24 protein-coding genes are annotated in these 26,607 nt (G+C 59.6%); 1 reads left to right on the forward strand and 23 read right to left on the reverse strand.

Going from position 1 to position 26,607, the window contains the following annotated elements:
• Positions 1 to 28: 28 nt before the first annotated feature.
• From napA to AC2FPW_RS03890, 22 genes are all read right to left on the reverse strand, one after another.
• The gene (napA, locus tag AC2FPW_RS03785; protein WP_480507883.1) at positions 29 to 2,521 is read right to left on the reverse strand and encodes a nitrate reductase catalytic subunit NapA; all 2,493 of its coding nucleotides are present in this window, start codon (positions 2,519 to 2,521) and stop codon (positions 29 to 31) included.
• A complete protein-coding gene (locus tag AC2FPW_RS03790) occupies positions 2,518 to 2,811 on the reverse strand; it encodes a chaperone NapD (protein WP_267363554.1) in 294 nt (97 codons plus the stop codon). The genes napA and AC2FPW_RS03790 overlap by 4 nt, the downstream gene beginning before the upstream one ends.
• Positions 2,808 to 3,323: a ferredoxin-type protein NapF gene (napF, locus tag AC2FPW_RS03795; RefSeq protein WP_496812605.1), complete on the reverse strand. Its 516-nt coding sequence runs from the start codon at positions 3,321 to 3,323 to the stop codon at positions 2,808 to 2,810. The genes AC2FPW_RS03790 and napF overlap by 4 nt, the downstream gene beginning before the upstream one ends.
• Positions 3,324 to 3,453: 130 nt before the next feature.
• Positions 3,454 to 4,347 carry an FAD:protein FMN transferase gene (locus AC2FPW_RS03800; RefSeq protein ID WP_496812606.1) on the reverse strand — a complete coding sequence of 298 codons (894 nt, stop codon included), beginning with the start codon at positions 4,345 to 4,347 and terminating at the stop codon, positions 3,454 to 3,456.
• Positions 4,344 to 4,859: a nitrous oxide reductase accessory protein NosL gene (locus tag AC2FPW_RS03805; protein WP_496812607.1), complete on the reverse strand. Its 516-nt coding sequence runs from the start codon at positions 4,857 to 4,859 to the stop codon at positions 4,344 to 4,346. Before AC2FPW_RS03805 ends, AC2FPW_RS03800 begins: the two co-directional genes overlap by 4 nt.
• A complete protein-coding gene (locus AC2FPW_RS03810) occupies positions 4,856 to 5,677 on the reverse strand; it encodes an ABC transporter permease (protein WP_496812608.1) in 822 nt (273 codons plus the stop codon). The genes AC2FPW_RS03805 and AC2FPW_RS03810 overlap by 4 nt, the downstream gene beginning before the upstream one ends.
• A complete protein-coding gene (locus AC2FPW_RS03815; RefSeq protein WP_496812609.1) occupies positions 5,674 to 6,567 on the reverse strand; it encodes an ABC transporter ATP-binding protein in 894 nt (297 codons plus the stop codon). Before AC2FPW_RS03815 ends, AC2FPW_RS03810 begins: the two co-directional genes overlap by 4 nt.
• Complete coding sequence (locus AC2FPW_RS03820; protein ID WP_480488739.1) at positions 6,557 to 7,813, reverse strand: nitrous oxide reductase family maturation protein NosD; 1,257 nt, start codon at positions 7,811 to 7,813, stop codon at positions 6,557 to 6,559. The genes AC2FPW_RS03815 and AC2FPW_RS03820 overlap by 11 nt, the downstream gene beginning before the upstream one ends.
• A gap of 2 nt (positions 7,814 to 7,815) precedes the next feature.
• Positions 7,816 to 9,723: a TAT-dependent nitrous-oxide reductase gene (gene nosZ / locus AC2FPW_RS03825; protein WP_209507040.1), complete on the reverse strand. Its 1,908-nt coding sequence runs from the start codon at positions 9,721 to 9,723 to the stop codon at positions 7,816 to 7,818.
• Positions 9,724 to 9,738: 15 nt separating this feature from the next.
• The gene (locus AC2FPW_RS03830; protein ID WP_496812610.1) at positions 9,739 to 11,916 is read right to left on the reverse strand and encodes a 4Fe-4S binding protein; all 2,178 of its coding nucleotides are present in this window, start codon (positions 11,914 to 11,916) and stop codon (positions 9,739 to 9,741) included.
• A 546-nt stretch (positions 11,917 to 12,462) separates the two neighbouring features.
• Positions 12,463 to 12,726 (reverse strand): hypothetical protein, encoded by a 264-nt coding sequence (locus tag AC2FPW_RS03835; RefSeq protein WP_496812611.1) that lies wholly within the window; start codon positions 12,724 to 12,726, stop codon positions 12,463 to 12,465.
• Entirely contained in the window at positions 12,683 to 14,191 is a 1,509-nt protein-coding gene (locus AC2FPW_RS03840; protein WP_496812612.1) for a cytochrome D1 domain-containing protein, read from the reverse strand. The genes AC2FPW_RS03835 and AC2FPW_RS03840 overlap by 44 nt, the downstream gene beginning before the upstream one ends.
• Before the next feature lie 91 nt (positions 14,192 to 14,282).
• Positions 14,283 to 15,497, reverse strand: a complete 1,215-nt coding sequence (gene nirJ / locus AC2FPW_RS03845; protein WP_496812613.1) for a heme d1 biosynthesis radical SAM protein NirJ — start codon at positions 15,495 to 15,497, stop codon at positions 14,283 to 14,285.
• 4 nt (positions 15,498 to 15,501) lie between these two features.
• Positions 15,502 to 15,984 carry a siroheme decarboxylase subunit beta gene (gene ahbB, locus AC2FPW_RS03850; protein ID WP_496812614.1) on the reverse strand — a complete coding sequence of 161 codons (483 nt, stop codon included), beginning with the start codon at positions 15,982 to 15,984 and terminating at the stop codon, positions 15,502 to 15,504.
• On the reverse strand, positions 15,981 to 16,430 hold the full coding sequence (locus AC2FPW_RS03855) for an Lrp/AsnC family transcriptional regulator (RefSeq protein ID WP_496812615.1): 450 nt from the start codon (positions 16,428 to 16,430) through the stop codon (positions 15,981 to 15,983). Before AC2FPW_RS03855 ends, ahbB (AC2FPW_RS03850) begins: the two co-directional genes overlap by 4 nt.
• A complete protein-coding gene (gene ahbB / locus AC2FPW_RS03860) occupies positions 16,427 to 17,416 on the reverse strand; it encodes a siroheme decarboxylase subunit beta (protein ID WP_496812616.1) in 990 nt (329 codons plus the stop codon). Before ahbB (AC2FPW_RS03860) ends, AC2FPW_RS03855 begins: the two co-directional genes overlap by 4 nt.
• Before the next feature lie 3 nt (positions 17,417 to 17,419).
• Complete coding sequence (locus AC2FPW_RS03865) at positions 17,420 to 18,565, reverse strand: cytochrome D1 domain-containing protein (protein ID WP_480871204.1); 1,146 nt, start codon at positions 18,563 to 18,565, stop codon at positions 17,420 to 17,422.
• Positions 18,562 to 18,891: a c-type cytochrome gene (locus AC2FPW_RS03870; protein ID WP_496812617.1), complete on the reverse strand. Its 330-nt coding sequence runs from the start codon at positions 18,889 to 18,891 to the stop codon at positions 18,562 to 18,564. Before AC2FPW_RS03870 ends, AC2FPW_RS03865 begins: the two co-directional genes overlap by 4 nt.
• Before the next feature lie 46 nt (positions 18,892 to 18,937).
• Positions 18,938 to 19,699: a uroporphyrinogen-III C-methyltransferase gene (gene cobA / locus AC2FPW_RS03875; protein WP_480484311.1), complete on the reverse strand. Its 762-nt coding sequence runs from the start codon at positions 19,697 to 19,699 to the stop codon at positions 18,938 to 18,940.
• Positions 19,700 to 19,900: 201 nt separating this feature from the next.
• On the reverse strand, positions 19,901 to 20,302 hold the full coding sequence (locus AC2FPW_RS03880; protein WP_480484312.1) for a cupredoxin domain-containing protein: 402 nt from the start codon (positions 20,300 to 20,302) through the stop codon (positions 19,901 to 19,903).
• A 54-nt stretch (positions 20,303 to 20,356) separates the two neighbouring features.
• Entirely contained in the window at positions 20,357 to 22,144 is a 1,788-nt protein-coding gene (locus AC2FPW_RS03885) for a NapC/NirT family cytochrome c (RefSeq protein ID WP_496812618.1), read from the reverse strand.
• Between the two features lie 124 nt (positions 22,145 to 22,268).
• On the reverse strand, positions 22,269 to 23,945 hold the full coding sequence (locus AC2FPW_RS03890) for a cytochrome D1 domain-containing protein (RefSeq protein WP_480871200.1): 1,677 nt from the start codon (positions 23,943 to 23,945) through the stop codon (positions 22,269 to 22,271).
• 243 nt (positions 23,946 to 24,188) lie between these two features.
• On the opposite strand from AC2FPW_RS03890, the gene AC2FPW_RS03895 reads away from it, so the two are divergent.
• Positions 24,189 to 25,385 carry an NnrS family protein gene (locus AC2FPW_RS03895; RefSeq protein ID WP_496812619.1) on the forward strand — a complete coding sequence of 399 codons (1,197 nt, stop codon included), beginning with the start codon at positions 24,189 to 24,191 and terminating at the stop codon, positions 25,383 to 25,385.
• 28 nt (positions 25,386 to 25,413) lie between these two features.
• Here AC2FPW_RS03895 and AC2FPW_RS03900 read toward each other — a convergent pair whose 3' ends face one another.
• Positions 25,414 to 26,520: a Hint domain-containing protein gene (locus tag AC2FPW_RS03900; RefSeq protein ID WP_496812620.1), complete on the reverse strand. Its 1,107-nt coding sequence runs from the start codon at positions 26,518 to 26,520 to the stop codon at positions 25,414 to 25,416.
• Positions 26,521 to 26,607: the final 87 nt, after the last annotated feature.

Below are 26,607 nucleotides of genomic sequence, written 5' to 3' on the forward strand. Positions count from 1 at the left end.
GAGGATTTACCCGTACGATCCTTGTTGCCTATGCGCGCTCGACCTTGCAGGCGCATTTCTTGAAGTCGGTCTCTTTCGACAGCGGGCAGGTTGCGTCCAGCGTCAGCTTGTTGGTCAACTGGCCTTCATCAAACCACGGCATGAACACCAGACCGCGCGGCACCTTGTTGCGCCCACGGGTCTCGACCCGGCTGGTGACCTCGCCCCGACGGGTGGACAGAACAATCTCCTGACCCCGGCGCAGATCCCGATCCTTGGCGTCCTGCGGATGCATGTAAACCACAGCCGCCGGGTAGGCGCGGTGCAGCTCTGGCACACGGCGCGTCATCGACCCCGAATGCCAGTGTTCCAGCACACGACCAGTGCACAGCCACAGATCATATTCCGCATCCGGTTCCTCGGCCGCAGGCTCGTAAGGCGCAAAGATGATGCTCGCCTTGCCATCCTTCTTGCCATAGAATTTCACGCCCGCGCCTTCGGGCACATAAGGGTCATAGCCTTCGCGGAAACGATACAGGGTTTCCTTGCCATCCACGACCGGCCAGCGCAGACCACGGGCTTGGTGATAGGTTTCAAACGGAGCCAGATCGTGCGCGTGGCCGCGTCCGAAATTGGCATATTCCTCGAACAGGCCCTTCTGAACGTAGAACCCGAAATGCTCGGATTCGTCGTTGTCAAAGCCCTCGGCCGTTTCCGACAGCGGGAACTTGTCAACGCTGCCATTGGCAAACAGAACCTCGTACATGGTCTTGCCACGATGTTCTGGCATGGTGGCCAGCAACTCTTCGCCCCAGACCTCCTCAACGGTGAAGCGTTTCGAGAATTCCATCACCTGCCACACGTCCGACTTGGCCTCGCCCGGAGCCTTGACCTGCTGCCGCCAGAACTGGGTGCGGCGTTCCGCGTTGCCATAGGCACCTTCCTTCTCGACCCACATGGCGGTGGGCAGGATCAGGTCGGCGGACACGGCCGTGACGGTCGGGTAGGGGTCTGAAACGGTGATGAAGTTCTCGGGGTTGCGATACCCGGGATAACCTTCTTCGTTGATATTCGGTGCGGCCTGCATGTTGTTGTTGCACTGCACCCAATAGGCGTTCAGATCACCATCCTTCAGCTTGCGGTGTTGTAGCACGGCGTGAAAGCCGGGCTTGGCCGGAATGGTACCCGCTGGCACATTCCAGGCGGTTTCGCAAATCTTGCGGTGCTCGTCATTCATGACAACCATGTCGGCAGGCAGACGGTGGGCAAAAGTGCCGACCTCACGCGCGGTTCCGCAGGCCGACGGCTGACCGGTCAGCGAGAAGGGCGAGTTTCCGGGCTCGGAAATCTTGCCCACCAGCAAGTGCACGTTATACATCAGCGAATTCACCCACGACCCGCGGGTATGCTGGTTGAACCCCATGGTCCACAGGCTCATGACCTTGCGGTTCGGGTCGGCATATTGCTGGGCCAGACGCTCCAGCTTGTCCGCCGGAACGCCGGACAGCTCCGAGGTGTATTCCAGCGTGTATGCCGATACCGCCTCGGCATATTCCTCAAAGCTGATCGGCTCCATCTTGCCGACATTGGGGTTCGCGGCCTCTTGTTGCAGCGGATGATTGTCGCGCAGGCCATAACCGATATCGGTGGCGGTCTTGGTGATGTTGACGTGGTTCTTGACGAACTCTTCGTTCACCGCGCCGTTCTGGATGATGTAATTGGCAATGTAGTTCAGGATCGCCAGATCGGTCTGCGGGTTGAACACCATGCCATTGTCGGCCAGCTCGAACGAACGGTGCTCGAAGGTCGACAGAACATGCACTTCGCATCCCGGCTTGGTCAGGCGCGTATCGGTCAGACGCGACCACAGGATCGGGTGCATCTCGGCCATGTTCGACCCCCACAGAACAAACGTATCTGCGTGCTCAAGGTCGTCATAGCAGCCCATCGGCTCGTCGATGCCGAAGGTGCGGATAAAGCCGACCACGGCCGACGCCATGCAGTGACGCGCATTGGGGTCGATGTTGTTCGACCGGAATCCGGCCTTCATCATCTTGGCCGCCGCATAACCTTCCCAGACGGTCCACTGACCGGAACCGAACATACCCACGCTGGTCGGGCCTTTCTTGGCCAGCGCCTCTTTCCACTTGGCAGCCATGACGTCAAAGGCTTCGTCCCAGCTGACCGGCTCAAACTCGCCGTTCTTGTCATATTCGCCGTTGGTTTTGCGCAAAAGCGGCGTGGTCAGGCGGTCCTTGCCATACATGATCTTGGACAGGAAATAGCCCTTGATACAGTTCAGACCCCGGTTGACCGGCGCATCCGGGTCGCCCTGCGTGGCGACTACGCGGCCATCCTTGGTGCCCACCAGAACCGAACAGCCCGTGCCGCAGAACCGGCAGGCGGCCTTATCCCAGCGGATATCAGGCGCGGCGGCCTGGGCGCTGGCCGAACCAGCGGCCAGTGGAATGCCGGCAGCCGAGGCCGTGGCAGCCGCTGCGGACGCTTTCAGAAATGTACGACGGGATTCAGAGATGGTCATTGCATGGGCCTCCTGCTGGACGGTTGGCTTGGAGCATCAGGACGCGGAGCAGCCTCCGCGGGATCTTCGAAATGGTGATAGGTCAGCGATAGCGAGATCACGCCGGGGATCTGGTGCAGATCCATGATGGTTTCCGAGGCCAGCCGGTCGGCTGTATCCTCGACAACCACGACGAACCGGCCATCCTCGGCCTCGGCATGAAGCTCGACGCCATCGGTGCCGGTCATCGCCGCGCGCGCGGCGTCGGTGTGATCGGGGGCGATGTGGACAAGACAGCCACAGATATTCATTGGGTCACCTCCGGGTGCAAAGGGGCGGGGCGGTGCATCGTGATGGCCCCGGCGGGGCAGGCGGCAGAACATGTGCCGCATCCGATGCAGGTTTCGGTTTCAAGCGCCGGTTCAGCCCGCCCGCCCAGTTGCAGGCGAAAGCGGATGGCTTCCTGTTCGCAAGTGTCCTGGCACAGGCGGCAGCTTACCCCGTTCATCGACAGGCAGCTTGCAGCCTCGATCCGTGCGCGCCACGGCCACTCGGCCACACGCTCGGGCAACAGCGCCGAGGTCGGGCAAACCTCGGCACATGCACCGCATAAGGTGCAGCCGCCTGCAGAAAGATCCAGAACCGGAAAACCGCTGTTGTCGAATGTGATGATCTCTTCCGGGCAGGCCCCGGCGCAGTCTTCGCAGCCTGTGCACAGATCGGCAAAGCCTGTCACGCCCGCACCCGGCGGTCGGATCGCATCAGGATCCTCCCGTAGGATACGTGCGCTCAGAAAAGCGCGTCTGCTGGTCAACTGGCTCATGGCTGGCGACTCGAGTGTGGATAGATTGGTTCGCGTCCTTACTTCCTAGCTGCGCGAAGCAGCGCACGAATTGACCTATATCATGTTTTTCGCGAATTTTCCTGACGCACCTGAGATTTGCGACCATGCGTCATACATTCAGCTCGATATGGGCCTCGGGAAAACGTCGCAAGATTTCAGTGACTTGACTGTCAGATGCCGCGCAAATTGCGGTGGACAGACCATCTGCCGTCACTGCGTCAGGGGCAGAAACCGAAACCGTTCTGTCCCGGTTTGCAGGCCCGTCCGGGGTGATGATGTGACCGAAACCCTGTCCCAGTTGCGTCCCCAGCGATGATGACGTCGCGACAGCGCGGTCACGCAGCGCGACCCGCTTCAGAACCCGCTGGTCCGGCGCGGCCAACCCGACTTTCCAGGGCGTGCCGTCGCCTCGCGAACCCAAGGCGGCAACCTCTCCCATATCGACCAGAACATCACGCAAACCAAAGCCACGCAGCAGCGCGGCGATCCGATCCGTGACCGCGCCTTGGGCGATACCGTTCAGCGTCAGGGCCGACTGGCCCGGCACCGGCAGCCGCACCGACGCAGCATCGAAAGACACCCGTTCCCAGCCCACAGCAGCGCGGGCGGCAGCCAGATCTCCGGGGCCTGCGCCTGTTGCCAAAGCATACCACAGGGGCTGAATGCTGGGGTCGAATGCGCCGCCGGAGGCCTGATGCAGGGCGCTGCTCAGGCTCAATACCTCCAACAGCTCAGGTGCGGGTGCGGTCAAAACACCGTCGCGGTTCAAGCGGCTCAGCTGTGACTGCGGACGGTACAGGCTGAAGATATCCTCCAGCCGGGTCACCTCACCCTCGACGGCGGCAATGATCGGTGCGGCCTCGGCATCCGCCAGCCCGACCAGCCGCAGGCTGGCCGCAGCCCCAAGGGCGGTGCCGCGCCAGTACGCGTCCGAAGCCATGGCCGGGGTGGCCACACAGGCGGCGGAAATGATCAGAAAACGGCGACGGGACAGGGCGGTCATACGGGGGTCTCCAATGTCAGATCAAGATCGACAGGGCCAAGCACTTCGGCATCGGGAATGTCGGGCAGGCGCATCGCGGTCCCGCCATAAGTATCCGCGAAAACCTGGGCATCAGCAGGATCGGCAAAGGGCACCACTTCGCGCGCCCCCATGCCGCCTGCCACATCGGCACCGACGACAAAAGTCGCACCATCCGCAGCGATCCAGTTCGAAATCCCCGGCTGCCGCCAGCTTGGCGCGACGCCCATATCGCTGACATATATGGCAGTGATATCCGCATCGCGCTCGGGGCTTTTCAGATAGGCCACCATGTCCCGCACCTGCGCGAAAAACAGCGGTGCCGGATAGCCTTTCAGATGAACCTGCCCCTTGGGGCCGCCATGCTCGGCGACATTCATCTGACAGAAATAGCTCAGCGCATCCGGTGTCAGATCGACCGGATCGGGGGCCTCGGCCAGCTCTTCCTTGCAGGCCGCCAGTGCAAGCAATGCAATCAGGGCAAGATGCCTCATGGCTCCACCCTCCGGAAAGCCAGCCGGGCGAGGGCAAAGCCCAGCACCGGCCAGATCAGCAGCGACGCGGGTGCGGCCCAGACCGGCAGCGCCTGTGCGGCCCCGGTCATGCCCGAAGCCATGGCCACGCCTTCCGTCGCGGCGATGTTCCACAAACGGAACGCGTCGGCCGGGTTGGCCACCATCACCCATGGAAAGACGGATTGGGTAAAGGTGCCGCCCTTGTCCATGACGACGGCCCCCAACAGGCCCAGATCATAAAGGACGACAAAAACCAGCCAAAGCCCGGCCGACAGACCCGCTGCCGCCGTGGCGCCCCTCGCCAAAGCGGACAGCAGGTATCCAAGCGCCAGAAACACGGCGCCCAGCAGGATCGAGGTCAGGATAAGTCGCACCAGCGCCATCAGGCTTTCCGGCCCCGCACCACCAAAGAACGCGGCTACCGCGCCTGCGGTGCCAAAACCCACGGTCATGGCAAAGGCCAGAGCGGCCAGATGGGCGCAGAACTTGCCCAACAGGATTTCCCCGCGTCCAGCCGGATAAGACAGCAGCAGCGACAGGCTGCCGCGGTCCACATCGCCCGCGATGGCATCGAAGGAAATCATCAGCGCCAGCAAAGGCGCAAGGTAAACCGACAGCGTGGTCATCGACGCGACCGAAACGGTCAGCATATCAACACCCAATGTGCCGGTGGGCGCGCTGCCCGCAAAGGTCAGCGCCAAGGCGAACAGCTCCATGATCAACGTGGCAACCAGCAGCCAGCGGTTGCGGCGCAGGATCAGCATTTCAGTTCGGGAAATGGCAAGGAAGCGGGTCATGTCCTCTCCTCCTGTGCGTAGTGGCGATAAAGGTCCTCCAGCTTGGGCGGTGTCATTTCCACATCCGCCACTGCATCGCCCAATCCGGCGATCCGGCGCAGGGCCTCCATCTTGTCTTCGGGTGTGCACAGCAGCTCGACCGATGCGCCGTTGATCCGGTTGCCGCCCAGTTCAGCGGCCAGGGCATCCGCATTGGCGCTGGCGCGCACCTTCAGGCGGATCGGCAGACCGGCCAGCGCCGACAGGTTGTTCAGCGTGTCATCGGCCACCATCCGACCCTTGCGCATGATGGCGATCCGGTCGGTGCGCGCCTCAACCTCGGTCAAGGCATGGCTGGCAATCAGCACGGCGGTACCCTGCGCGGCCAATTCGTCAATAATGGCATAGAGGTCCTGCCGCGAGATCGGGTCCAGGCCCGATGTTGGCTCATCCAGCAGCGCCACTTTCGGCTGTCCCAGCAGCACCTGCGCCAGCCCCAGTCGTTGCCGCATCCCCTTGGAATAGGCACCGATCCGGCGGTCCAATGCGTCGCTCAGGCCAACGCGCTCCAACAGGCCGGGCACATCGGCTTTTGACCCGGACAGTTTCACAAACAGCGTCAGCTGCTCGCGCCCGGTCAACGCCGGGTGAAACGAGACCGCTTCGGGCAGATAGGCCGTATCCCGTCGCGCCTGCGCGCTGCCGGGGGTGGCACCCCCGATCCGAATGGCTCCGTCCCGAATGGGCGTCAGGCCAAGGATGGATTTGATCAGGGTCGACTTTCCCGCGCCGTTATGGCCCAGCAGCGCCACGCGCTGACCGGGGGCAAGGGACAGGGTGATATCGTCAAGAACGCGGGTTTTCCCCCGGTTCTTGCAAACATGGTCAATTGACAGGGCCTTATCCGTCATGAGGCACCTTTTTCATAGCTGGGGGTTCAGGGGCTTGCATCAATGGGTTGCTGTCCATCACACCCCCCGGCAACAGTGCCGGGAAGGCCGATTGCGACCAGCGCACCAGCTGCACGGCAGGCGAGCCGAGCAGCAATTTGGCTGCGGGTTGGGTCCACAGCACATGGTCCATACTGTCATTGGGTCGATAGGGGACATCGGCGATGCCGTTGCCATCCACATCATAGGCGGCAAAATCGGACCAGTAATTGCCGCGCCCGTCTTCGGACCACTCGACCCACTTGGTCGAGACGTATTTCACCTGCGTCCGGTTTCCGATGAATGAATTGCCAACAATGCGGTTGCGTTCGCTGCCAGCGGTAAAGTGGATACCGATACCGCATCCCTCGAACCAGTTGTCGGTGAATTCGTTCTTGTTCGAGTTATACAGGAAAGTGCATTTTTCCTTGGCACCTTTCACCACATTGCCGGTGATGACGCTCTTGTTGGCATAGTTCAGCATCACGCCATGTTCGCGGTCCCCGATCGAGACATTGTTGGCGACCCGCACATTGGTCGTGAACATCACCGCATAGCCCAGATCGTTGCCGATCGAGACATTGTCGCTGACGACCGAGTCGTCGGCATACATGTAGTGAACGGCAAACCGCAGATCGCGGAACAGGTTGCCGGTAAAGGTGTTCTTCTTGGACGAATTCACAAAGATCCCGTCGCGCCCATAGCGGATGTCATTGCCTTCAACCACTGCACCCGGCGCGTTCCAGACATAGACACCATTGCCGCGTGCGTTCATGTGGCGATCCTGCCGCCCTTCAATCCGGTTGCCGCGCACGATGCTGTCCTTCGCACCGTGGATGTCGATGCCGTAAAGATTGCCCAGCAGCACGTTATCCTCGACCACCGGCGCGCGCGCCGTCTTGGTCAACTGGATGCCGCTGTCGATCCCGTCATGATCCGATCCCGATCCGATCACCGTCAGCCCGCGCACGGTCACGCCCGGCCCGGTCACTGTGATCACGCTGCCTTGGCCTTGGCCGTCGATGGTGGCCTGTCCCAGCCCGTCGAGGGTCACGGGCCGGTCCAGAACCAACTGCTCGACGTAAACGCCGGGGCTCAGGCGAAGGGTGTCCCCATCCGCCGCCTGCGCCAGTATCTCGTTGATGGCCCCCGCCCGATTGGGCACATCCCAGTCCGCCGCCCAAAGGGGCGAGCCGAGCAGGAGCGGTATGAGCAGGGGCCAACGCATGTTTATGCGCTCCGCGGCTCAACAAACATCCGGCCGCGCATCTCCATGTGCAGCGCGTGGCAGAACCACTGGCAATAGAACCAGTGCACGCCCGGACGGTCGGCAATGAACGTGACCGAGGCGGTGGCCTGCGGTGCAACTTCCATCGCGATACCGAAGTTCGACAGGCAGAAGCCGTGGGTCACATCATCCACGTCGTCCAGGTTGGTGACATAAACGGTCACCTCGTCACCCTGCTTGACGGTGAACTTCTCCATGCTGAACACGGGCGCGGTCGAGGTCATGTAGACCCGCACCTTGTTGCCATCCCGGATCGGCTCCTCGGCACCTTCGTCCAGATCGACACCGTCAGCGGCAGCCTGCGCACGCGCCTCTTCCCACATCGGGTCGTTGCGGTCCCAGACATTGACCGGGTTCACCTTGGACCGGTGAACAATGATCGAGTCGTGCGGCTCGGCAAAGGTCGGGCCGTCATGGACCACCTTCATCTTGTCGCCGGAAATATCGATCAGCTGCTCATTCTCGGGCTTCAGAGGACCCACGTTCAGGAAGCGGTCTTTCGAGAACTTGTTCATCGAAATCAGCCACTTGCCATCCGCTTCGGCGGTTTCGCCCATCGAGGTCGAGTTGTGGCCCGGCTGGTAATGCACGTCGACCTTGTCGACGATCGGGTCAACATCGGCACCCGCATAGGCCTCGATCGCCTTGGCGATGTCCCACTTCACCACCTGGCTGTCCAGGAACAGGGTGGTATAGGCGTTGCCCTTGCCGTCGAACGCCGTGTGAAGCGGGCCAAGACCCAGTTGCGGCTCGGCGACAACAGCGGAACGCGGATCGGCGTTTTCGCTGAACAGCGCATCGACCTTTTCCACATCGATCACGGACACGGTCGGCGACAGCTTGCCGTTGATCATGATGTGTTTCTTGTCGGGGGCCGCGTTCACACCGTGCGGCGAGTTCGGGATCGGGATGTACCGGGTCAGGTTTCCACCCGCCTCTTTACGCCCGTCCACGACCTTGACGCCGTTCAGCTCCTGATAGTTACCCGCGGCAATCGCATCCTCGATGCCCTTGAGGTTGAACACGACCACGTGGTCCAGCTCGTTCTCGGTCATCTCGGCCAGGTTCATACCCATTTCCGAGTTGTACGAGGTCGAGAACGCGTATTTGCCCTGATAGTCGCAGTCGGTGTTGTCGAGGTTGCCCGACACCATCACCTGCCACGCAATTTCCATGCTGTCGCCGTCGATGGCAGTAAAGATGTTCACATATTGCGACGGGTCATCAAGGATCTGGCCGTCATTGACCAGCGGGGCCTCGTGCTCACCATTGGCAAAGACATAGCCGGTGCGCGGGAATTTCTGCGGACGCAGGCCGTGGATGTCATGCGCGTTCGGGATCTCGATGATCTTGTCGCATTTCATCACGTCACAGCGCACACGGGCCACACGGGTGTTGGCCTTGTCGTTCATGAACAGGTAACGGCCATCATAGGTGCCGTCGGTGAACGACATATGCGGGTGGTGCAGGTCGCCGTTGTCATAGGTGACCTTGCCGTTTGCGGCCAGGAATTCCTTGGTTTCAGGCAGCAGGCCTTCGGTCAGAACCTTCAGCGACTCATTGGTCTGGCCCCAGCCCGTGGCCGAGCAGCGGTTGAACACCGGCACCCGCATCAGCTCGCGCATGGACGGCACGCCCAGAATGCGCAGCTCGCCAGTCTGGCCCGACGACCAGAAGCCGTAATATTCGTCCAGCTCGCCCGGTTCCAGATGCTGCTTGGCGGCAGCGCTGGCCTCTTTCGCGGTCATCAGGGTCGATCCCAGACCGGTCCCGGCGATGACGGCACCGGTGGCAGTGGCCCCCAGCATTCCGCGGCGCGTGATGTTCAGTTTGTTTTCTTGGTCCGACATGGTCGTTCCTCCTTTTTAGGAAACGGTTTTCGGTTTGGCGTTCGGATGGTTCGCCGGTGGTTGCCCGAGGGGGGTCTTAGGTGTGACCGACCCGGTCTTGGCCCGCCGTTTCAGTTGGCGGATAACGACGGGACATTTGTCCTCGGACTGATAGAGCACCTGACAATGCAGGCAGGTGACGCACTCGTTCGGATTGATCTCACCGGTGGGGTGGATCGCCTGAACGGGGCATTCATTGGCGCAGGTCTGACAGGGCGTGCCACAATCGTTGTAGCGGCGCAGCCAGTCGAACATGCGGATACGGGCAGGGATCGCCAGCGCTCCTCCCAGCGGGCAAAGATAGCGGCAATAGAACCGTTCAACGAACAGCCCGATCCCCAGCAGGACCAGCGCAAAGACCACAAACGGCCAGTCGCGCATGAATTTCAGAATGATCGCGGTCTTGAACGGTTCGATCTCGGCATATTGCTCGGCCAGCGGGATCGACACGAAACTCAGGCCAAAAAGACCCAGAAAGATCATGTATTTCGCAGGCCAGAGACGCTCGTTCAGACCCCAGGGCAAAGTCCATTGCGGCACTTTCAGCGCCCGCGCGATCTTGTTGGTCAGCTCCTGAAGCGCGCCAAACGGGCACAGCCATCCGCAATAGGCCCCACGGCCCCAGAACAACAGGGCTGCGGCCACGGCAAACCACTGGATAAAGACCAGCGGGTCCAGCAGGAACGCATCCCACGAGAACCCCGTGCGCAAACTGCCCGCCAGCGCCATCAGGTTCACCACGCTCAGCTGTGCATTGGCATACCAGCCGATGAAGAACAGGGTTATCGTCAGGTACCCGATGCGGAACCAGTAGAAGACGCGCGCATTCATCGTGGCGTGGAACTGGAAGAAGAACGTGGCCGTCAGCACCAGCAGCATGACACCAAGCCCGGCGATCTCGACAGTGCGATCCTTCCAGATGCGCTGCCACAGGGCGGCCTTGGCAGCCGCTTCGCCGGTTGCATCATCCACGACCGATGGCGCGGTGACGGGCAACAGGTACTGTTCCGGCAGTTTGTATCCCAGATCGAAGGTCAGAAAGGTCTTTTCAACCGCCCCGACGGCACGCTGCACCAGCAATTGCAGGCGGAACGGCTCGGCCGGGTCAAACTCGGCATCAGCGGGGATCTTGAAGATATCCAATTCGGTAAAGCTGGGGGCATCTGGCGCGGCAACCTCACCCAGACGGCGCTGCTGCTTGTCAAAGAACCGCACCGAGCTGTCGCCCTGGATCAGCTGAATCCGGTCAAAGATCCCACCCCGGACATAGCCCGATCCCTTGAAACTATAGGCCCCGCGCCCCAGTACCAGAATGGCCTGTTCGCCCTCGTCCAGCCAGTTGGTCAGGTTCTGGTATTCAGCCTCACCCAGCAGCGACTTGCCGATCGATGGCACCGAAACAAGCGCCATGTGCATGTCGATGAAGGTGTCATCCGGCGCGCCCGGTTCGGGTCGCTTGATCGCGCGCTGATCCCCGGTGGCTTCAAAGGCAGCATTGACCTGCCCGACATCCAGCGTCATCCGCCGGACCGAGCCGTCTCCAGACAATGTGGTCCAGTCGTAAATGGCATCCTGCGCCATATCGACTTCGCGCTTCGGCCCGCCAGCCTGTACCGGAGACAATCCGCCCAGCCCCAGCGCGCGGGCCACTTTGATCCCTCCGCGCACAAGGCTGTCATCGATCACCATGATCGTCACGGTCGCGCCCGAGATAATGTCTAGGTCATGCCCCTCACCCCCGGTCTCGGCCTCTCGTTTCAGGTCAAGGCCCGCATAGCCTTCGGTCAGTTCCACCATCCGGGAATTGGGAATACCGATCAGCACGATGGGTTCGGAATGCTTGACCAGCTGAACACCGGTCAGAACAGCATCCGCGTCGATGGCGGCAACCACGTGAATGGGTTTGCCGGAATATCCGGTCGTGCCGACAAAGTCCGAAGTCAGAAAAGCCCACGCGATGGTCTCGGCACCCCGAAGGACCGGGGCAACCTTCACGTCGCTGCGTACCGGGCCAAACGCGTCGGCACCCGGGGCCAGGTCAGCCGGATCAATGTCAGGAAGAAAGCTGGCAAGACTGTCGGCGCGTGCACTGATTGCAACACCGCAGGACAGAACGAGGGCCAGAAGGAAATGGATTGCGCGACTTATGACCACGGCGCACCTCCGATCAATTGGGTGGACGCCATGGACGCGCGCGGGGCGCGTTCAGATTCTTCTAGGGTCGTGAACGGGGGCCCCCGGGTTTCGGGCCACAGGTGTTTGGGGCTGTACAAAATGCACTGCCCCCCATGTTCAAAGCGTACATTTTGAACATTTCCGACGCTTGCGGGCAGCAAAGCGCCCGGCATCGGTGCTGACACCGCTACCGCACAAAGCGCACAGTCCGCGCATTTCGGGCAGGGCGCGGTTGGATCGTTGTCGCCTTCTTCTTCAAGGTCAACTTGAACCCAGACCGCGCCCGCCTCCGAGCAGATCTCCACCCACATGCTCTCACCGGGACTCGCCAGAACCGGGCCAAGCATTTGCAACAACAGAAGGAAAATGCCTGCCAGTCCACACGCCGCGCGTAATGCGCGAACAGGGAGGGTGTGAAAGGAGTTAAAGGCAGGCATGGAGAATCCAACTCGGTATTCTTTCCCGAGTCGTAGGCGGTTTTCCCTGTCCGATACTTGACTTTCGTCAGGCCTTTGGAATTTCCCTTCAGCCGTCCGCTTCGTCCATCAACCCACGCACCCATCGCCCCGCCAACCAGGACGCGGGTATGCCTAAAGGTATTGACCAAAGGATTGCCGGAACCGGTCCAATCACCCCGAAACCGGCGCTATGCAGGATCAGCCCGGCCAGAAACAGGTTGATGGCCACGGTCAACATGGTGGCTGGATAAAGCATAATGGCCAGTTTCCAGACCGGCCATTTGCCTTCAGTGGCTGGTGCCTTCCGAGAAGGTGATTTTGTTCCAGACATTGTACTTCCCAGACGGTTTTCGCATTGGCAGGCGGCGCACTTCTTCCAGCGTCTGCGCATCATAAACGATCACCGCGCCGTCATCTTCCCAGATTGATACAAGCGCGTGCCGGCCATCCTTTGTGAACTCGACATGTGCCACGGTCTTGCCCGGGGCAGGGCGCAAAGTTCTTACGATTTCAAGGCTTTGCTTGTCGATCACATGCATGGCATCCTTGTTGGGGCCAAAGAAGACATCGGCCCAGACGTAAGGCGAATTTTCGTGGCTCCGCATGAAGAAGCCCGGCCCTTCGGTCTTGATCCGTTTGACGGTTTCCCAAGTCTCCATGTCGATCACCGACACCGTGCCGTCGGTCAGATGCGGTGTGGCCATAACGGTCGTATCGCCATGTTTCCACGTAATCCCCGAGCCCAGATGCGGCATCCCCGGCAAGTCCAGATCGGCCACCTTGTGCCCAATAACAAGGTCGATCACCTGTCCGCCCTTGCCATCGCGCGCGGCACCCATGACGTATTCATAGCTTTGATCGAAAAAGAAATCGTCCAGATAGTCGGGCGTGGTGATCTTGCGCACCGGGAAGGGGTCAGGGTTCTTGAACTGCCCTTCGATGCGGAAGTCGTGACCCAAACCGGATTGCGGCGGATTGGCTCCGTAAAAGACCTCCCAGATCTCGGGAACATCCTTGAGCGCCAGAACAAAGCTCTCGCGCGGGGGGGCCTGATACACCGCGGATACGCGGCTGGATTTCCCCGCTTTTCCTTTGATCGCAATGACTTTTGCCACCGACAGGTCTTCGGTCGACAGCAGGGTCAGACTGTTTGGCAGATAATTCGCAACGGCCAGCCACTTGCCGTCACCGGACATTGCGATGTTTCGGCTGTTAAGCCCCGCCCGTACGCGCCCCACCTGTTGCAGAGCCCAGATGTCGTATTTCTGAACCCAGCCATCCCGGGACATGATGAAAACGTAACGCCCATCCGGGCTGAACTTCGGCCCGCCGTGAACCGCGAAGGGTGTCTCGAACCGGTCCAAAACTTCAAACGTGTCACCATCCAGCACGCTGACATGATGATCCCCGGTTTCGACCACCAGGGTGATGTTCATCGGATCGCTGGACCACACTGGCGCATCAACCGGGATATAACCGTCATCCAGCGTGCGGCTGTCCATGATATGGGCCTCGCCCCATTCGGGGTCGGTTTCCAGCGGTGATTTCAACCAGCCAGCCAGCTCTTCAATCTGCAAAGCATCGAGTTCGTGCGAGAAAGCAGGCATTTGCGTCGCCGCGCGCCCTTCCGCAATCACCGCTGCGATACGCGGCCCACGCATGCGCTGCAGCGTCTCTGGGATCAGTGCCGGGCCCACACCGCCCAGGCGGTTTTCACCGTGGCAGGACGCACAATGCTCGGCATAGTCCGTTGGTGCATCCGCCCAGGCACCACCGGCGCCCAGTACAGAACACATCAACACGACCTTCATCTTTTCAAAAATACTCCCGCCGGAGGCTCCGTTACGTGTCTTTAGCGCCCATGTCGAAGGCTCAAAGCAGAAAGGATCAAAAGAACTGATGCGCCGGATCATGGCTTTTCCCCCGGAACGGCGTGACCCGCAGACGCTCACCTGCGTCGTCAACACCGATTTCTTCGTTTGTCAGGTAACAGGCCGGATCTTCGGCCCAGGGATCACCGGTCAGTTGCAGGGCCCGGATGCGGGTGTTGCCACCGCAGACATCCTTTAGCTCACAGGCTCCACAGCGCCCTTTGAGGGGGCGCGGACGCGTGCGCAGCATGGCCAGCATAGGATCGTCGCTGGTCCAAAGTTCGGAAAACGATGTCGTCTTAACGTTGCCGACTGTGTAATCAGACCAGTAGGTGTCAGGATGAACCCGGCCCAGATTATCGATATTGGCCACACCCAAACCGCTGGAATTTCCTCCCCAAGCGGCCAGATGCTCGCGGACATGCGCAGCCTTGTCAGCGTCGAAATGCGCACGAACCCAGTTCAGAAAATACCCCGCATCTGCGTCATTGTTGCCCGTCACGATATCCAGCGGGCGACCGCCCGAGGCAGCCTCCCACGCGCGCTCCAACAGCAGATCCATTCCCTTGCGGGTGCGCTGATGCTCGGCATCTTCACCACGGTTCTTGTCACCACGCCCGGCATAAACCAGGTGCGACAGGTAAAACTTGTCGACGCCCTCGTCATCGCATAGCTGAAGCAGGTCCGGCAGGTGATGCTGCGTGCCTTCGGTCAGGCAGAACCGCAAGCCAACCTTGATGCCGCGCCTCTTGCATTCGCGCACACCGCGCAGGGCGTCGGCAAAAGCCCCTTCAACACCACGAAACCAGTCATTTGTGGCCCCGATCCCATCCAACGAGATGCCAACGTAGTTGAAACCGACGTCGGCAATCATGTCGGCGGTTTCATCATGAATTCGTGTCCCGTTGGTCGACAGCGCCAGCATCGGCACAAGGTCGCGGGCACGTTTGGCAATGTCGAAGAAATCGAACCTGTCCAGTGGTTCCCCACCCGAGAGGATCAGGGCCGGGACGCGAAACTGGCCCAGATCCTCAAGGGTTACCATGGCTTGCTCGTGGCTGAGCTCGCCCGGGAACGCAACATCCGCCGAGACGGTGTAGCAATGACGACACTTCAGATTGCAGCGCCGCGTCAGGTTCCAGATTACAACCGGTTTCACAGGGCCGGGGCGGCGTTTTCGCACCGGGGTCGGTTTGACCAGCTGGTGCATGTATTCGGTCAGGCGGAACATCGTCTCAGCCTTTCTTTTTCAGGCGCAGCCCGGTCTTTTTCAGAATGCGCGTGGAATAGAGGATATCCTTGGCCCGGCAGGCATCACCCAGGATCATAGTGATCTGGGCGCGTTTTTCCTCGACTTCATCCCGATCCGATCCGTGAACCATGGCAAACAGATTGTAGGGCCAGTCGGGCAGGGCGCGCGGGCGTTCATAGCAATGGGTGACAAAGGGTAGAGCACCGATCTGAGCGCCCAATTCGGCGATGCGGTCATCTTCGACATCCCAGACAGTCATGCCGTTCGAGGTCATGCCCAGCTTGTAGTGGTTGGGGGCGGCCGCGATGCGGCGGATTACGCCGCGCGTTTTGAGGGCTGACAGCCTCTCAAGCAGATCGGCTTCCTGCATCCCCAGATCATCAGCAACCTGAGCATATGGAGCAGAAACCAGAGGCAATCCGCTCTGTAGTGCTTGGATAATCTGTCTGTCTGTTGCGTCGATCATGCCGCTACCCGAAAGCCGATGTAGAATTCCTGAAGTTTGGGGAAACAAAGAACCTCGATCCCCGTTTCCTGTTCGATTGCATCGGCTGTGGCCCTGATTCCTTCGGGCGTTTCAGTGGCCAGTACGAACCACATGTTCAGCCGGTGCGTGCGTTCATAATTATGGGCAACCTCGGGGTGTGCATTGACTTTGGTCACGACGGCTTCAAATTCCCCGGCTGGAACGGCCATCGCGCAGAGGCAGAAGGCACCGCCCATTGCAGCGGCATCGAAGAACGGCCCAAATCGTGTGATGACGCGGGTCTCTTTCATGCGTGTCAGGCGCGCCAGCAATTCGGTCTCGGACAGGTCAAGTTCTTTGGCGACTGTTGCGTAAGGATGTGAAACCAGTGGCAGATCGTCCTGCATACGGTTCAGGATCGCACGGTCAGTTTGGTCCAGCGTCATGCGGCGACCTCTTTGGTTTGAATCAGGGCACCGGTCTGCTTGAAACAGCGGGTAGAGAACAGAACCTTGTTCCGTGCACCTGTCAGTTCGGACAGGGTCGTCGCACGGGCCAGTACGTCCAAAGCTTCGCTGCGGGACCGCGCGTGGATCATGGAATACAGGCGATATGGCCACACATCGGGCACCGGGTTGCGCTCGTAACACAAGGTCACCCCTGGGAAAGCGGCCAAAGCGGGGCCAGCGATGTCGATCTGCTCTGCCGGCAGGTCCCAGACCACCATCGCATTGGCCGACCAGCCAAGCGCCCGGTGACGTACGATGACACCCAGCCGCGAAATGATACCGGCAGCGTGCAACGCGATGACCCGCGCCATCACCTCATCAACGTCCCGGTTCAGCGAATGTGCCAAAGCTGCATAAGGTTCGGCGACCAGAGACAGTCCCGAGCTGAGCGTTTGCAGCAGGCAACGATCGCCGTCGCGCATGGCGGATGCATCCACCTGACGCGCTGTGGGCACATTTTTGACCCCTCCGATCATGCGGAACCCAAGATCAACGTTGAAAGGGCGCACCAGCCGCAAATCCAGTACCCGCAGCCCGGTGACCCGGCTGATCCGCGCAAGGGTAGCATCCACATGCGCCCGATCCGGGCCGGTAGCGACGAACCAGAGGTTCCAGGCGTCCTCGCGCTGATAATTGTGGTTTACACCCGGCTCGGCGTCGATCAGGGCGGCAACCTCTTCCAGCCGCTCCTCCGGGACGGACACTGCTGCCAGCGTACTGGCCGTCACCACGCCGGGTGTGATGGTTGCGCCAACCCGCGTGATGCGGCCTGTGGTGCGCATTCTGGTCAGGCGGTGGATGACTTCGCTTTCGTCCAGTTCAAGAGCGGTTCCAAGAACCTGAAACGGGCGTTCGGTCACCGGGAAATCACGCTGAAATTCATCCAGCAAGCGGCGGTCGATCGGGTCTGTAATGTGTTGCATGACTTACAGACCCGTTTTGTGCGCACGCGCGGTAAAGAAGATACCCGACGGGCTTTCGGCCTCGATCTCACGTAGTTTTTCGAAGCTACGCGTGTCATAAACCATGACCTTGTTCGCATCGCGCACACTGATCCAGACCTCGTGCCCGCGCGGAGTGAATTCCATGTGCAAAACGGCAGGGCCGGGCTTGAATTCGTGGATGATCTGTTTGCTGACGGTATCGATGACCTGAATGGTATCGTTCAGCGGGTGGGCAAAGTTAACCCAGACCTGCCGCCCGTCCGGGCGGGCCATGGCAAAAACCGGCTGTCCGTAGGTTTGCGTGCGTCCGGTCTCGGTCAGGGTGGTGGCGTCGATCCACAAAACCTCGTGGTGGCCAACGGCGGGCAAGACAAATTCGGACCCTGTCAGCGCCCAACCTTCCAGATGGGGCATCTTGTAGACCGGCATTTCCTCCTGACCACGGCCATAGCCGGGTAGAACGCGGATCGGTTCCGGGTTGTCGGACCACAGATCAAGCGCGGTCAGACCATCCTCGCCAAACAGGCCGGTGATATAGGTGCGGCCATTGGCAGTGATCAGCGCGTCATAAGGGTTCTTGCCGATATCGGGGATCTTGGTGATCTCGGGCGCGCCTTGTGCGAAATCCGCGATCCATGTCTCGCCGGTGTCCCACATTGTGAAAACGAAACGGCGGCCCGGCGCGTCGACCAGACCAATCGTTTTGCTGCCGGTGGGAATGTCAGCCACCATCTCCAGCGTTTGCGCATCAAACACGCGCACACCGCCGGGTTCGTAATTCGATACAGCTACAAAGGCGCCATCGTCCGAGATTGCGCCACCAATGGCGTTTCCGGACTGCACAACACGGTTCACGATCTGGCGGGTGACAATGTCAACCTTGGTCAGGCCTCCGTCACGGCCAAAGACATAGGCAAAACGTTCATCCGGTGAATAGACCAACGAGGCGTGGGACAGATCGCCCAATCCTTCTATCCGGGCCAGAGCGGCACGGTCGGACTGGTCCACCAACAGGACCGATCCGCTGGCACGTTCGATCACCAGCCCAAGGTCTCCTGTCGCCATCGGCTCGGCCTGGGCCGTGGTCATCATCAATGTCGCCGCAAGGCTGAGGATAAGGTGTTTCATTGTGCCTCCTGTTCCAGCAGGTATCGGGCAATCCATTCGGCCTCTTCTTCGCTGATCAGGGGCCGCCACGGGGGCATCGCCGTATCGGGGATGCCGTCAAGGATGACGCCGGTCAAAACCTCGGCGTCATAATGCTCCAGTGTTTTCGAGCGCAGATCAGGCCCCAGGCCGCCTTTCAGCGATACCCCGTGGCACGAGCCGCAATCCTGATGCACAAGTCTTTTCAGTGCGTTGGGATCAATGACATCGGCAGCAAAGGCGGACGTTGCGGCCAGAACCGCAGTTGTCAGAAAGGTTCGGGCAACCCACCCCTTGTGGCCGGGCACATTTCTGTTCGGCGCGGGACACGGCACACGATTTCTGCACCCTAGCTTAGCCATGAGCCCGTTCCAGAATGTTCGCCACGGGCTGTTCGGCGTAGAGTGAGACAACTTTACCGATGATGAAAAGCGTTGGTGCCTTCAACCCGGAGGTGCGCACGTCGTTGGCCAATTGGTCCAGCCGTGACACCAGCCGGCGTTCATCAGGTGTCGTCGCATTTCCGATGGCCAGAACCGGTGTTGATCCCGGTAGGTTTTCGGTCATCAGCCCCATGGCGATCTGGCCGATATTGGCCACACCCATATAGACCACCAGTGTCGTGTCCGGGTCGGCCAGGCGTTTCCAGTCCAGATCCAGCACTTTGTCAGCCTGCCGGTGTCCGGTGACATATTGAACCGAGGTGGCCAGACCGCGATGGGTCAGCGGCACGCCGGTCGAACAGGACGCGCCCTGCGCCGCCGTGATCCCCGGTGCGTATTCGACTGCCACGCCATGGGCCATCAGATAAGCGGCTTCTTCCGAGCCGCGGCCAAAGATCATCGGATCGCCACCTTTCAGACGGGCGACCGTGTGACCTGCGCTGGCCTCTTCCAGAAGGATTTCGTTGATCCGGTCCTGTGGGACGGTGTGGCATTTGGGCGCTTTCCCAACAGGGATCAGCCGCGCGCCTTCGGCGTGCAGATTCAGGATATCAGCAGACACCAGCCTGTCATAGACCACCACATCTGCTTCCTGCAGCATTCGCAGGGCACGCAGCGTCATCAGTTCGGGGTCGCCGGGGCCTGCACCAATCAGAAAAACCTTACCGCTCATGTTCAAACTCGCTGGGTCTGAATGTCTTCGAAACCCGGGGTTTCCTGCGCGAATCCAATGCTTTTGCGGGACGTTGCTGGGTAGGCCGGGCGTGTCATGAGGGCAGATTGGCGCAATCGAAAACCAACCTCCTTGACATAAGTTAAGGAGCGCGGGATTTGCGCCCGCGCCCCTCTGTTCAGCCTATGAAAACACCCGGGATCAGGGCTCGACAGTGATCATCCCGATCATGTTCTGTGTCTCCCAATGGGGCCCGCAAAGATAATCCTGAGGGCCGGGTGTCAGGAAGGTCATTTCAACCGTTTCTTCCGGGAACAACCGGTCGCTTTCGGGTTCGCTGCCATCTTTCAGCAACACACTGTGGCTGGTGCGCTTGTCGACATTCACCCATCGGACAGTTGTACCTGCCTTTACGGTCAGTTCGAACGGGCAGAAATTGTAGTTGTACATCAAAACCACTTTGGCGTCCTCGACCGAGGCCGAGGGGTGGCCGAACAGCTCGACATAGCGCTCTTCGGCTTCGGCGCAGATCTCGGCAGTTTCATCTGACCAGGCTGGCGCGGCAAGAAGCAGCAGCGCGGGAAGAAGGCGGTGGGGTTTCATGGTCCATGTCTCCTTTCCAAAGTAATTGGGGCCGGGAGAACCGGCCCCAAACTGTTATTGCTTGACCACGTTGATAAACGCGCTGTCGTCGTCGAGCGCTAGGCTGGTATCCAGCGTTACGTGGTGGAACCGTGCGGCGGCAAAGTCATCATGGATTGCAAAACCGACCGTATAGGTTTGACCGGCCTCCAGCGGAACATCGCCGGGTGCGCCCGAGTTCAGCGGACGTGTGAAAACAACCGTCCACATGCCACCAGACAGGTTTGCCGAGGCTGCAATCTCACCATCATTGACCACCCGCTGTTCCAGCAGATAACCATTTGTGGCGCTGCCGTCCGCGTAGACACGCATCAGGTCAAGAAAGGTGCCGTCAGCCAGATACTGCTCGATTTGTTCGGCGGCCTGCAATTTGTCCCAACCGCCCAAAGCCTTGCCGCCTCGACCTTTGATCTCGATCTCGGTGCGGCTTTCGCTGAGGTACTTGGTCACGGTGTCCTGAGCGGTCAGGCGACCGGAAACATCCCCGTTTGCGGCAATTGCATCGGCCTCAGGCGCAAAGGGCATATAGGTGTTGTCGGCGTGGCACGACGCCCAGCAGCCGACCTGATCGCCCAGCTCGATACCGGTTCCGGTGATCATCATAGCGACCTTGATCTGGTTTTCAGGATCCATTTTGCCGCCATCGACAAACGGAGCAGGGTTGTGCCCCGCATCCGGCCATTGCAGACGGATGTACAGGTTTTCGTCATCATGTGCCGCCTGAACGGTTGCGTCGATCACACCGCGTTTGCCGGGGATCGGAGTGGGTTCCAGCTCGCCACCGGCAACGATCTTGTTACCAATCGCATCCAGTTCCTTGGCATGACAGGTCGAACATTGATCGCCACCTTTGGTCAGCGGACGGGCCCCGCCATGAGTTTTTCCGTTCTGCACCCATTCAAACGACGCCTGGCCTGGATAGAACAGTTTCAGGTCCGCACTGGCCACTGCATTCCAGTCGATGTTGCCACCGACATCGCCGCTTTCACTGCTGGCAGGTGTTGCCGAACCATCGGCTGCAGCCGTTGCCCGCTCTTCCGCGACAGCGGCGTCAACTGCTGCCGCAATCTGGGCCTGAACGGCCTCCTGCTGGGCTTTCTTTGCAGCTTTCTCAGCCTCGGCCTCGGCAGCTTCCTTGGCTTCGATCCGCTCAAGGCTGGCAAGGTATTCTGGCGGAATTGGTCGAATGAAGGCCGGATTTGGCGCTTCAAGCTCTTCCAGATATTCGTCGGATGCGCGGTCTCGGATGTTCGAGTGTGCAATACCCTTGTGGCAGTCGATACAGGTCTGACCGGTTTCCATTGCGTTCAGGTGCTGCTGACGTGCACGCGGACGCTGGAATTCAGGCATCATCGATTCAAAGTCATGGCAGTTTCGACATTCACGCGAGTCCGTCGATTTCATCCTCTCCCACTCATTCATGGCAAGATGAATGCGCTTGGCTTCGAATTTCTCTCGGGTGTTGATGGTGCCGACCATCTTTCCATAAAGCTCTTTCGAGGCTTTTATTTTTCGAATGATCTTATGGGTCCAGTCCTTGGGCACGTGACAGTCCGAGCAGACCGCACCAACGCCCGACCGGTTCACGTCGTGGATCGTGCCCTGATATTCCGCATAAACAAAATCCCGCATCTCGTGGCACGAGACACAGAATTCCTTGGTATTCGTGGCTTCCATGGCGGTGTTGAACCCACCCCAGAAGATGATGCCGGCGGCGAAAGCCGCAGCAATGCCGGCCACGGGCATTCCCCACAGGAAATACCGGCGCCAGATCGGTTTTTTCTTATCCGGTTCGGAAGTCATATCCGGGCTCCGTTTTGGCTGTCTTGTCTGGCCTTGGGTGGCAGGCCGGTGAGTTTGGCGGATCTGTCAAACGAGGAAAGGGCGGGCGAGGGGCCCGCCCTTTCCGGTTTAGGTTACGAACCCGTCAGGTGACGTGGTTCGACCGGTTGTGGACATTGAATTTGCCGGTTGGCGCATAAAGCCCGTCAATCCGACCGATTTCTTCCAATGTCTTGGCGTCGAAGATCACAATCTGACCGTTGGGTTCCTTCGAGTCCGACAGGTTCCACTTGGAAACCCAGACCTCGGTACCATCGGCGTTGAATTCGAAGTGAACAGCGGCGCTGCCTTCATCTTCGGTGATCTGGATCGTTTTCACGATCTCGCCGGTCTCTTTCGAGATGACCTGAACCGATTGTTGAATTTCCGGCTCGGGGTGTTTGGTCTGGTCAGCCCAGATGTAGTCCGAGTTTGGATGGGTGCGGACAAACAGGCCGGGACCGTCGGTTTCCACCTCGTAACAGGTTTTCCACGCCTGTTCCGGGTGACCTTCTGGGTCGTTGCCCCAGACTGTCACGGTACCGACACCCAGGTGGGTTGTGCCCGCCACAGGTCCGCAGTTCGGGTCAATCCAGTTCGCGCCCGGGCCGGGGTGCGGCAGGGCAGCGGTGTCGATCATCGCCTCAAGCTTGTGCGTTTCAGTATCGACAACGACCATCTTGTTCGATGCGTTTGCCGCGATCTGGAAGTACCGGCCTGTCGGGTCGAAGAACCCGTCATGCAGGAACTTGGCCGAGTTGATCTTGTCAATCCGCAAGTTGTCGAGGTCGGTGTAGTCAACCTGCCAGAGCTGACCCAGCTCTTTCACGGCAACGATCCAGGTGGGTTCGTTCGGCGTTGTGTAGATAGCGGCCACACGGGCTTCTTCCACATACTCGCCATCTACGTTTGTGCCACGGGTCGAAACGACTTTGACCGGCTCCATGGTCTGCGCATCAACGATCGCAAAGTGAGGCGGCCAGTACCCACCACCGATGACGTATTTGCCGTCACCGGACACGGCGACATCGCGCGCGTCATAGGCGATCTTGACTTCCGAAACCAGCATCTTGTCCGGCGTTTGCCAGAGGTCGATCTTGGTCATCTTGCCGTCACGGCCCATTGTGTACCAGAAACGTCCAGGTGTTTCGGGTTCGGTGATGTTGTGATGTTCCGAAGCCTTCAGGACGTGCACGGCATAGCCGGTCGGAATATGCGTCAGCACTTCTTTCGTGTCACCGTCGATGACGGCAACCTTGCCCACATCGCGTTCGATGACGACAAAGAAGTTTTCCCAGTTGCGGCCGTGAAGCGGCTCGGTCGGGTAGTCTGCTTCTTCGACGTAAACCTTGCGGGTTGCCTTCATCTGTTCCAGCGACATTTCAGGCGGCTTTGGGGCCTCCATCATGATGTAGGTCGCCATATCCTTGATTTCCTGCTCGGACATGATGTCCGAGAAGTTGTTCATCCCGCCTTCAGTTCCCCAGGCGATGATTTTCTCAAGGCGTTCCTGACCCAGTTTCAGGGTGCCGCCTTCGGTTACGGTGCCGTCGGCTGCGGTCTTCTTCCAATGCGGCTCCAGGTTTTTACCGGTAGCGCCTTTGCGCAAAACCCCGTGGCAGCCTGCACATTGTTCAAAGTACAGTTGTTTCGAAGCTTCAAAGGCTTCGTCGCTAAGTGTTGGCTCGTCGGCAAAAGCTGGAGCAGCGACGCTGCCCAACAACATTGCCAATCCGACCCCAAAAGCGCGGCCGGTCTTGTTGTAGCTGATTCCAAGTGACATGATCACTCTCCATTTGCGTGGTGAGGCAATGCGGAGACTGATCCATCACGGGATTGTCATCCTTGACCAAAGTCAACGGGCGCAGCGCTAACTTCGTTCTTTGGGCAAAAACCAGACGCAGATTTCAGCAATAAAACCTGTTTTTTTCGCACATGTTTTTGATGTCTTGATTTCGGTTAAGTGCCCGAATCCCGTCGGACAGTACTGCTTGTTGAAGGACGAGATGGGCCATGGAGAGCAGGCATGTCATCTGCAATATCGCGCATTTTCAGCGAAGGCTTTCGGGTATTTTTCCTTTCTGCCGGTCTTTATGGTGTGTTTGCTGGTGTCGCCTGGGGTGTTTGGCTGGCCTCACTGGATGGGCTCTTACCCTATGCCGAGCAAAGTTATGGAATGCCCCCGGTCATGTGGCATGCCCATGAGATGATTTTTGGCTATGCGACGGCAGCACTGGGTGGGTTTTTTCTGACCGCAGTTCCAAACTGGACCGGCACGCCCGAAGTGCGGGCGCGCTTTGTCACGATCGTAGCGCTGATCTGGATGGCGGGGCGGTTGGCGGTGTGGTTTTCAGGATCGCTCTCTCCGATTACCGTCGCGATTGTTGACCTGAGCTTTGTTCCGATTCTTGTCCTGAAAATTGCCAGCCAGCTGGTACGAAGGCCCAAGCCACAGAACATGATATTTCTGTATCTTCTGAGTTTGGTGTGGGTGGCCAACCTGATGGTTCATCTGGAATGGATAGGTGTCGCCGCAGACACGTTGAATACCGGCGTGCGCGCAGGGCTGCTGACCTTGTGTTCAATGATAGCGATACTGGGGGGACGTATTACTCCGGCCTTTACGCGCAATGCAATGAAACGCGACGGTGTTCCCGAAGCCCTGTGGCCGGTTTCAAACGCGGCGCTGGAAAAGGCCGTGATGGCGCTTGCCCTTGTGCTGCCGTTGTTGGTGCTGACCTTGGGCAGTGTTTCCTTGGCGGGTATCTGCGCGTTGTTGCTGGGCGGTGCCCAGCTGACGCGCATGGCACGGTGGAGAGCGGGTTGGGCGCTGCGGCAGCCGATCCTGATTGCTCTGCACCTGGGCCTGATGATGCTGGCCCTTGGGTTGTTGCTGTGGGGGTCTGCCGTCATCGGATATGGTAATGAGATCGGCGCGCTGCACATTTTGGGGATCGGGTGCGTTGGTGGCATGACCCTTGCCGTCATGAGCCGCGCCGCCCTTGGCCACAGTGGCCGCCCCCTTGTTGCACCGTCGCCCATGGCCGTCGGATACGGGCTTATGGCGGCGGCGGCTTTGGTCCGCTGGCTGGGGTCCGGGCTGGCAGGTGGCTATATGGTGGCCATGCTGACAGCTGACGGGCTATGGATTGCCGCAATTGGGTTGTACCTGTTTGCCATGTGGCCCGCGCTGACAGGCCCGCGCGCAACAAAGCAGGGCTGACCCGTTCGTTTCGCCGCGGCTTGCCGTTTCAGGATATCAAGGGGCGTTCGTTCTTGACGTGACGCTGGACGAGCGCGCGTGCGCGTCTTCCTTTTGCGGGTATTTGCCGCGCAGCCTGAGGGACGTGCCCCGGTTCAGCCAGTTCCGGAAACAGAGTGAAGATCTCCTCTCGGGCGTCAGGGTGAACGCTGGACAGGGCCTGCGCACCAGTGAACAGGCTCTCTGACGGGGCCCCTTCCGCGTAGATGATTTCATGACGGTCGAACAGCAAATGGAAATACGTGACTGACACGGTTTCGTCTGCGACACAGATTCCGGGGCTGGCAACAAGTGTGTGGGCCGGAACAAGGATTTCTTCGGTGTCAAACATTCTGACGGCGATCCGGGATCGAACCAGCATACGGTGCTGTGGCGAAACAAGCAGGTCGCGCCGTGGTACCCGATCGCCTAATGAACCGGCCTCGATCCGAATGGGTTTCAGCCTGGGACGGGCGCGAAGCGCCGCTTGATCCAGATGCCGCGTTCCGATCCAACGGATATGTTGCGGTCCATTGTCGGCAGTCATGACCATGTCACCCACCTTCAGATCCTCGATGGGCATCGGACCTTCTGGCGTCATTATAAGTGTTCCGGCAGTAAAGCACGGCACGTCAATGATGGCAGCCGGGTCAGTTGTGTCGGGCGCATTGGTCGGCGTGACATTCACGATGTTCATCGAGTAGGTCGTGCCGGGCACAAGTGGTTCAGAGGTTATGTAGCCGCCCAATACGCCGTCAACTTCGACGCGATAAACAGTGATTGTGCCTCCGCCTGGTTTGGACAGAATGTAGGATTCTTCCAGGTATATTGAGCCACTCAAAAAGGTGGTCGAACCATCGAGGGTGGTGATAGTACCGGTCTGCGTCAGGTCATCGCCGTCTTCGTCGTCAAAGCGGTCACCGTTGAAAACATCCCCTGTATCGACAACAGGTGGTCCACCTCCGTTTTGAATAAAACCACCGGCTGCGTCAGTCACGCTAAACAAACGACGATCCGTGTCGGGATCAAAACTGACATCCAACGTAACCGTGTCCGGCCCGATCGTATTCACCGTGATTACACCAGGCGTATAACCGATATAGGAATAGTTCGCCATTTCCACCCATCAATCTTTGAAACGAAATAAACACCTGTTTTCTCAAGCGCTTGAATAAGTTCGTCATACAATAAAGTCGATGCGAAA

Source organism: Ruegeria sp. SATB027 (assembly GCF_059613825.1).

Excerpts from the sequence above, each read along its gene's own strand:
- napA (WP_480507883.1), bottom strand. The coding sequence starts at position 2,521 with ATGACCATCTCTGAATCCCGTCGTACATTTCTGAAAGCGTCCGCAGCG.
- AC2FPW_RS03790 (WP_267363554.1), bottom strand. The coding sequence starts at position 2,811 with ATGAATATCTGTGGCTGTCTTGTCCACATCGCCCCCGATCACACCGAC.
- napF (WP_496812605.1), bottom strand. The coding sequence starts at position 3,323 with ATGAGCCAGTTGACCAGCAGACGCGCTTTTCTGAGCGCACGTATCCTA.
- AC2FPW_RS03800 (WP_496812606.1), bottom strand. The coding sequence starts at position 4,347 with ATGACCGCCCTGTCCCGTCGCCGTTTTCTGATCATTTCCGCCGCCTGT.
- AC2FPW_RS03805 (WP_496812607.1), bottom strand. The coding sequence starts at position 4,859 with ATGAGGCATCTTGCCCTGATTGCATTGCTTGCACTGGCGGCCTGCAAG.
- AC2FPW_RS03810 (WP_496812608.1), bottom strand. The coding sequence starts at position 5,677 with ATGACCCGCTTCCTTGCCATTTCCCGAACTGAAATGCTGATCCTGCGC.
- AC2FPW_RS03815 (WP_496812609.1), bottom strand. The coding sequence starts at position 6,567 with ATGACGGATAAGGCCCTGTCAATTGACCATGTTTGCAAGAACCGGGGG.
- AC2FPW_RS03820 (WP_480488739.1), bottom strand. The coding sequence starts at position 7,813 with ATGCGTTGGCCCCTGCTCATACCGCTCCTGCTCGGCTCGCCCCTTTGG.
- nosZ (WP_209507040.1), bottom strand. The coding sequence starts at position 9,723 with ATGTCGGACCAAGAAAACAAACTGAACATCACGCGCCGCGGAATGCTG.
- AC2FPW_RS03835 (WP_496812611.1), bottom strand. The coding sequence starts at position 12,726 with ATGTCTGGAACAAAATCACCTTCTCGGAAGGCACCAGCCACTGAAGGC.
- AC2FPW_RS03840 (WP_496812612.1), bottom strand. The coding sequence starts at position 14,191 with ATGTGTTCTGTACTGGGCGCCGGTGGTGCCTGGGCGGATGCACCAACG.
- nirJ (WP_496812613.1), bottom strand. The coding sequence starts at position 15,497 with ATGTTCCGCCTGACCGAATACATGCACCAGCTGGTCAAACCGACCCCG.
- ahbB (WP_496812614.1), bottom strand. The coding sequence starts at position 15,984 with ATGATCGACGCAACAGACAGACAGATTATCCAAGCACTACAGAGCGGA.
- AC2FPW_RS03855 (WP_496812615.1), bottom strand. The coding sequence starts at position 16,430 with ATGACGCTGGACCAAACTGACCGTGCGATCCTGAACCGTATGCAGGAC.
- ahbB (WP_496812616.1), bottom strand. The coding sequence starts at position 17,416 with ATGCAACACATTACAGACCCGATCGACCGCCGCTTGCTGGATGAATTT.
- AC2FPW_RS03865 (WP_480871204.1), bottom strand. The coding sequence starts at position 18,565 with ATGAAACACCTTATCCTCAGCCTTGCGGCGACATTGATGATGACCACG.
- cobA (WP_480484311.1), bottom strand. The coding sequence starts at position 19,699 with ATGAGCGGTAAGGTTTTTCTGATTGGTGCAGGCCCCGGCGACCCCGAA.
- AC2FPW_RS03880 (WP_480484312.1), bottom strand. The coding sequence starts at position 20,302 with ATGAAACCCCACCGCCTTCTTCCCGCGCTGCTGCTTCTTGCCGCGCCA.
- AC2FPW_RS03885 (WP_496812618.1), bottom strand. The coding sequence starts at position 22,144 with ATGACTTCCGAACCGGATAAGAAAAAACCGATCTGGCGCCGGTATTTC.
- AC2FPW_RS03890 (WP_480871200.1), bottom strand. The coding sequence starts at position 23,945 with ATGTCACTTGGAATCAGCTACAACAAGACCGGCCGCGCTTTTGGGGTC.
- AC2FPW_RS03895 (WP_496812619.1), top strand. The coding sequence starts at position 24,189 with ATGTCATCTGCAATATCGCGCATTTTCAGCGAAGGCTTTCGGGTATTT.
- AC2FPW_RS03900 (WP_496812620.1), bottom strand. The coding sequence starts at position 26,520 with ATGGCGAACTATTCCTATATCGGTTATACGCCTGGTGTAATCACGGTG.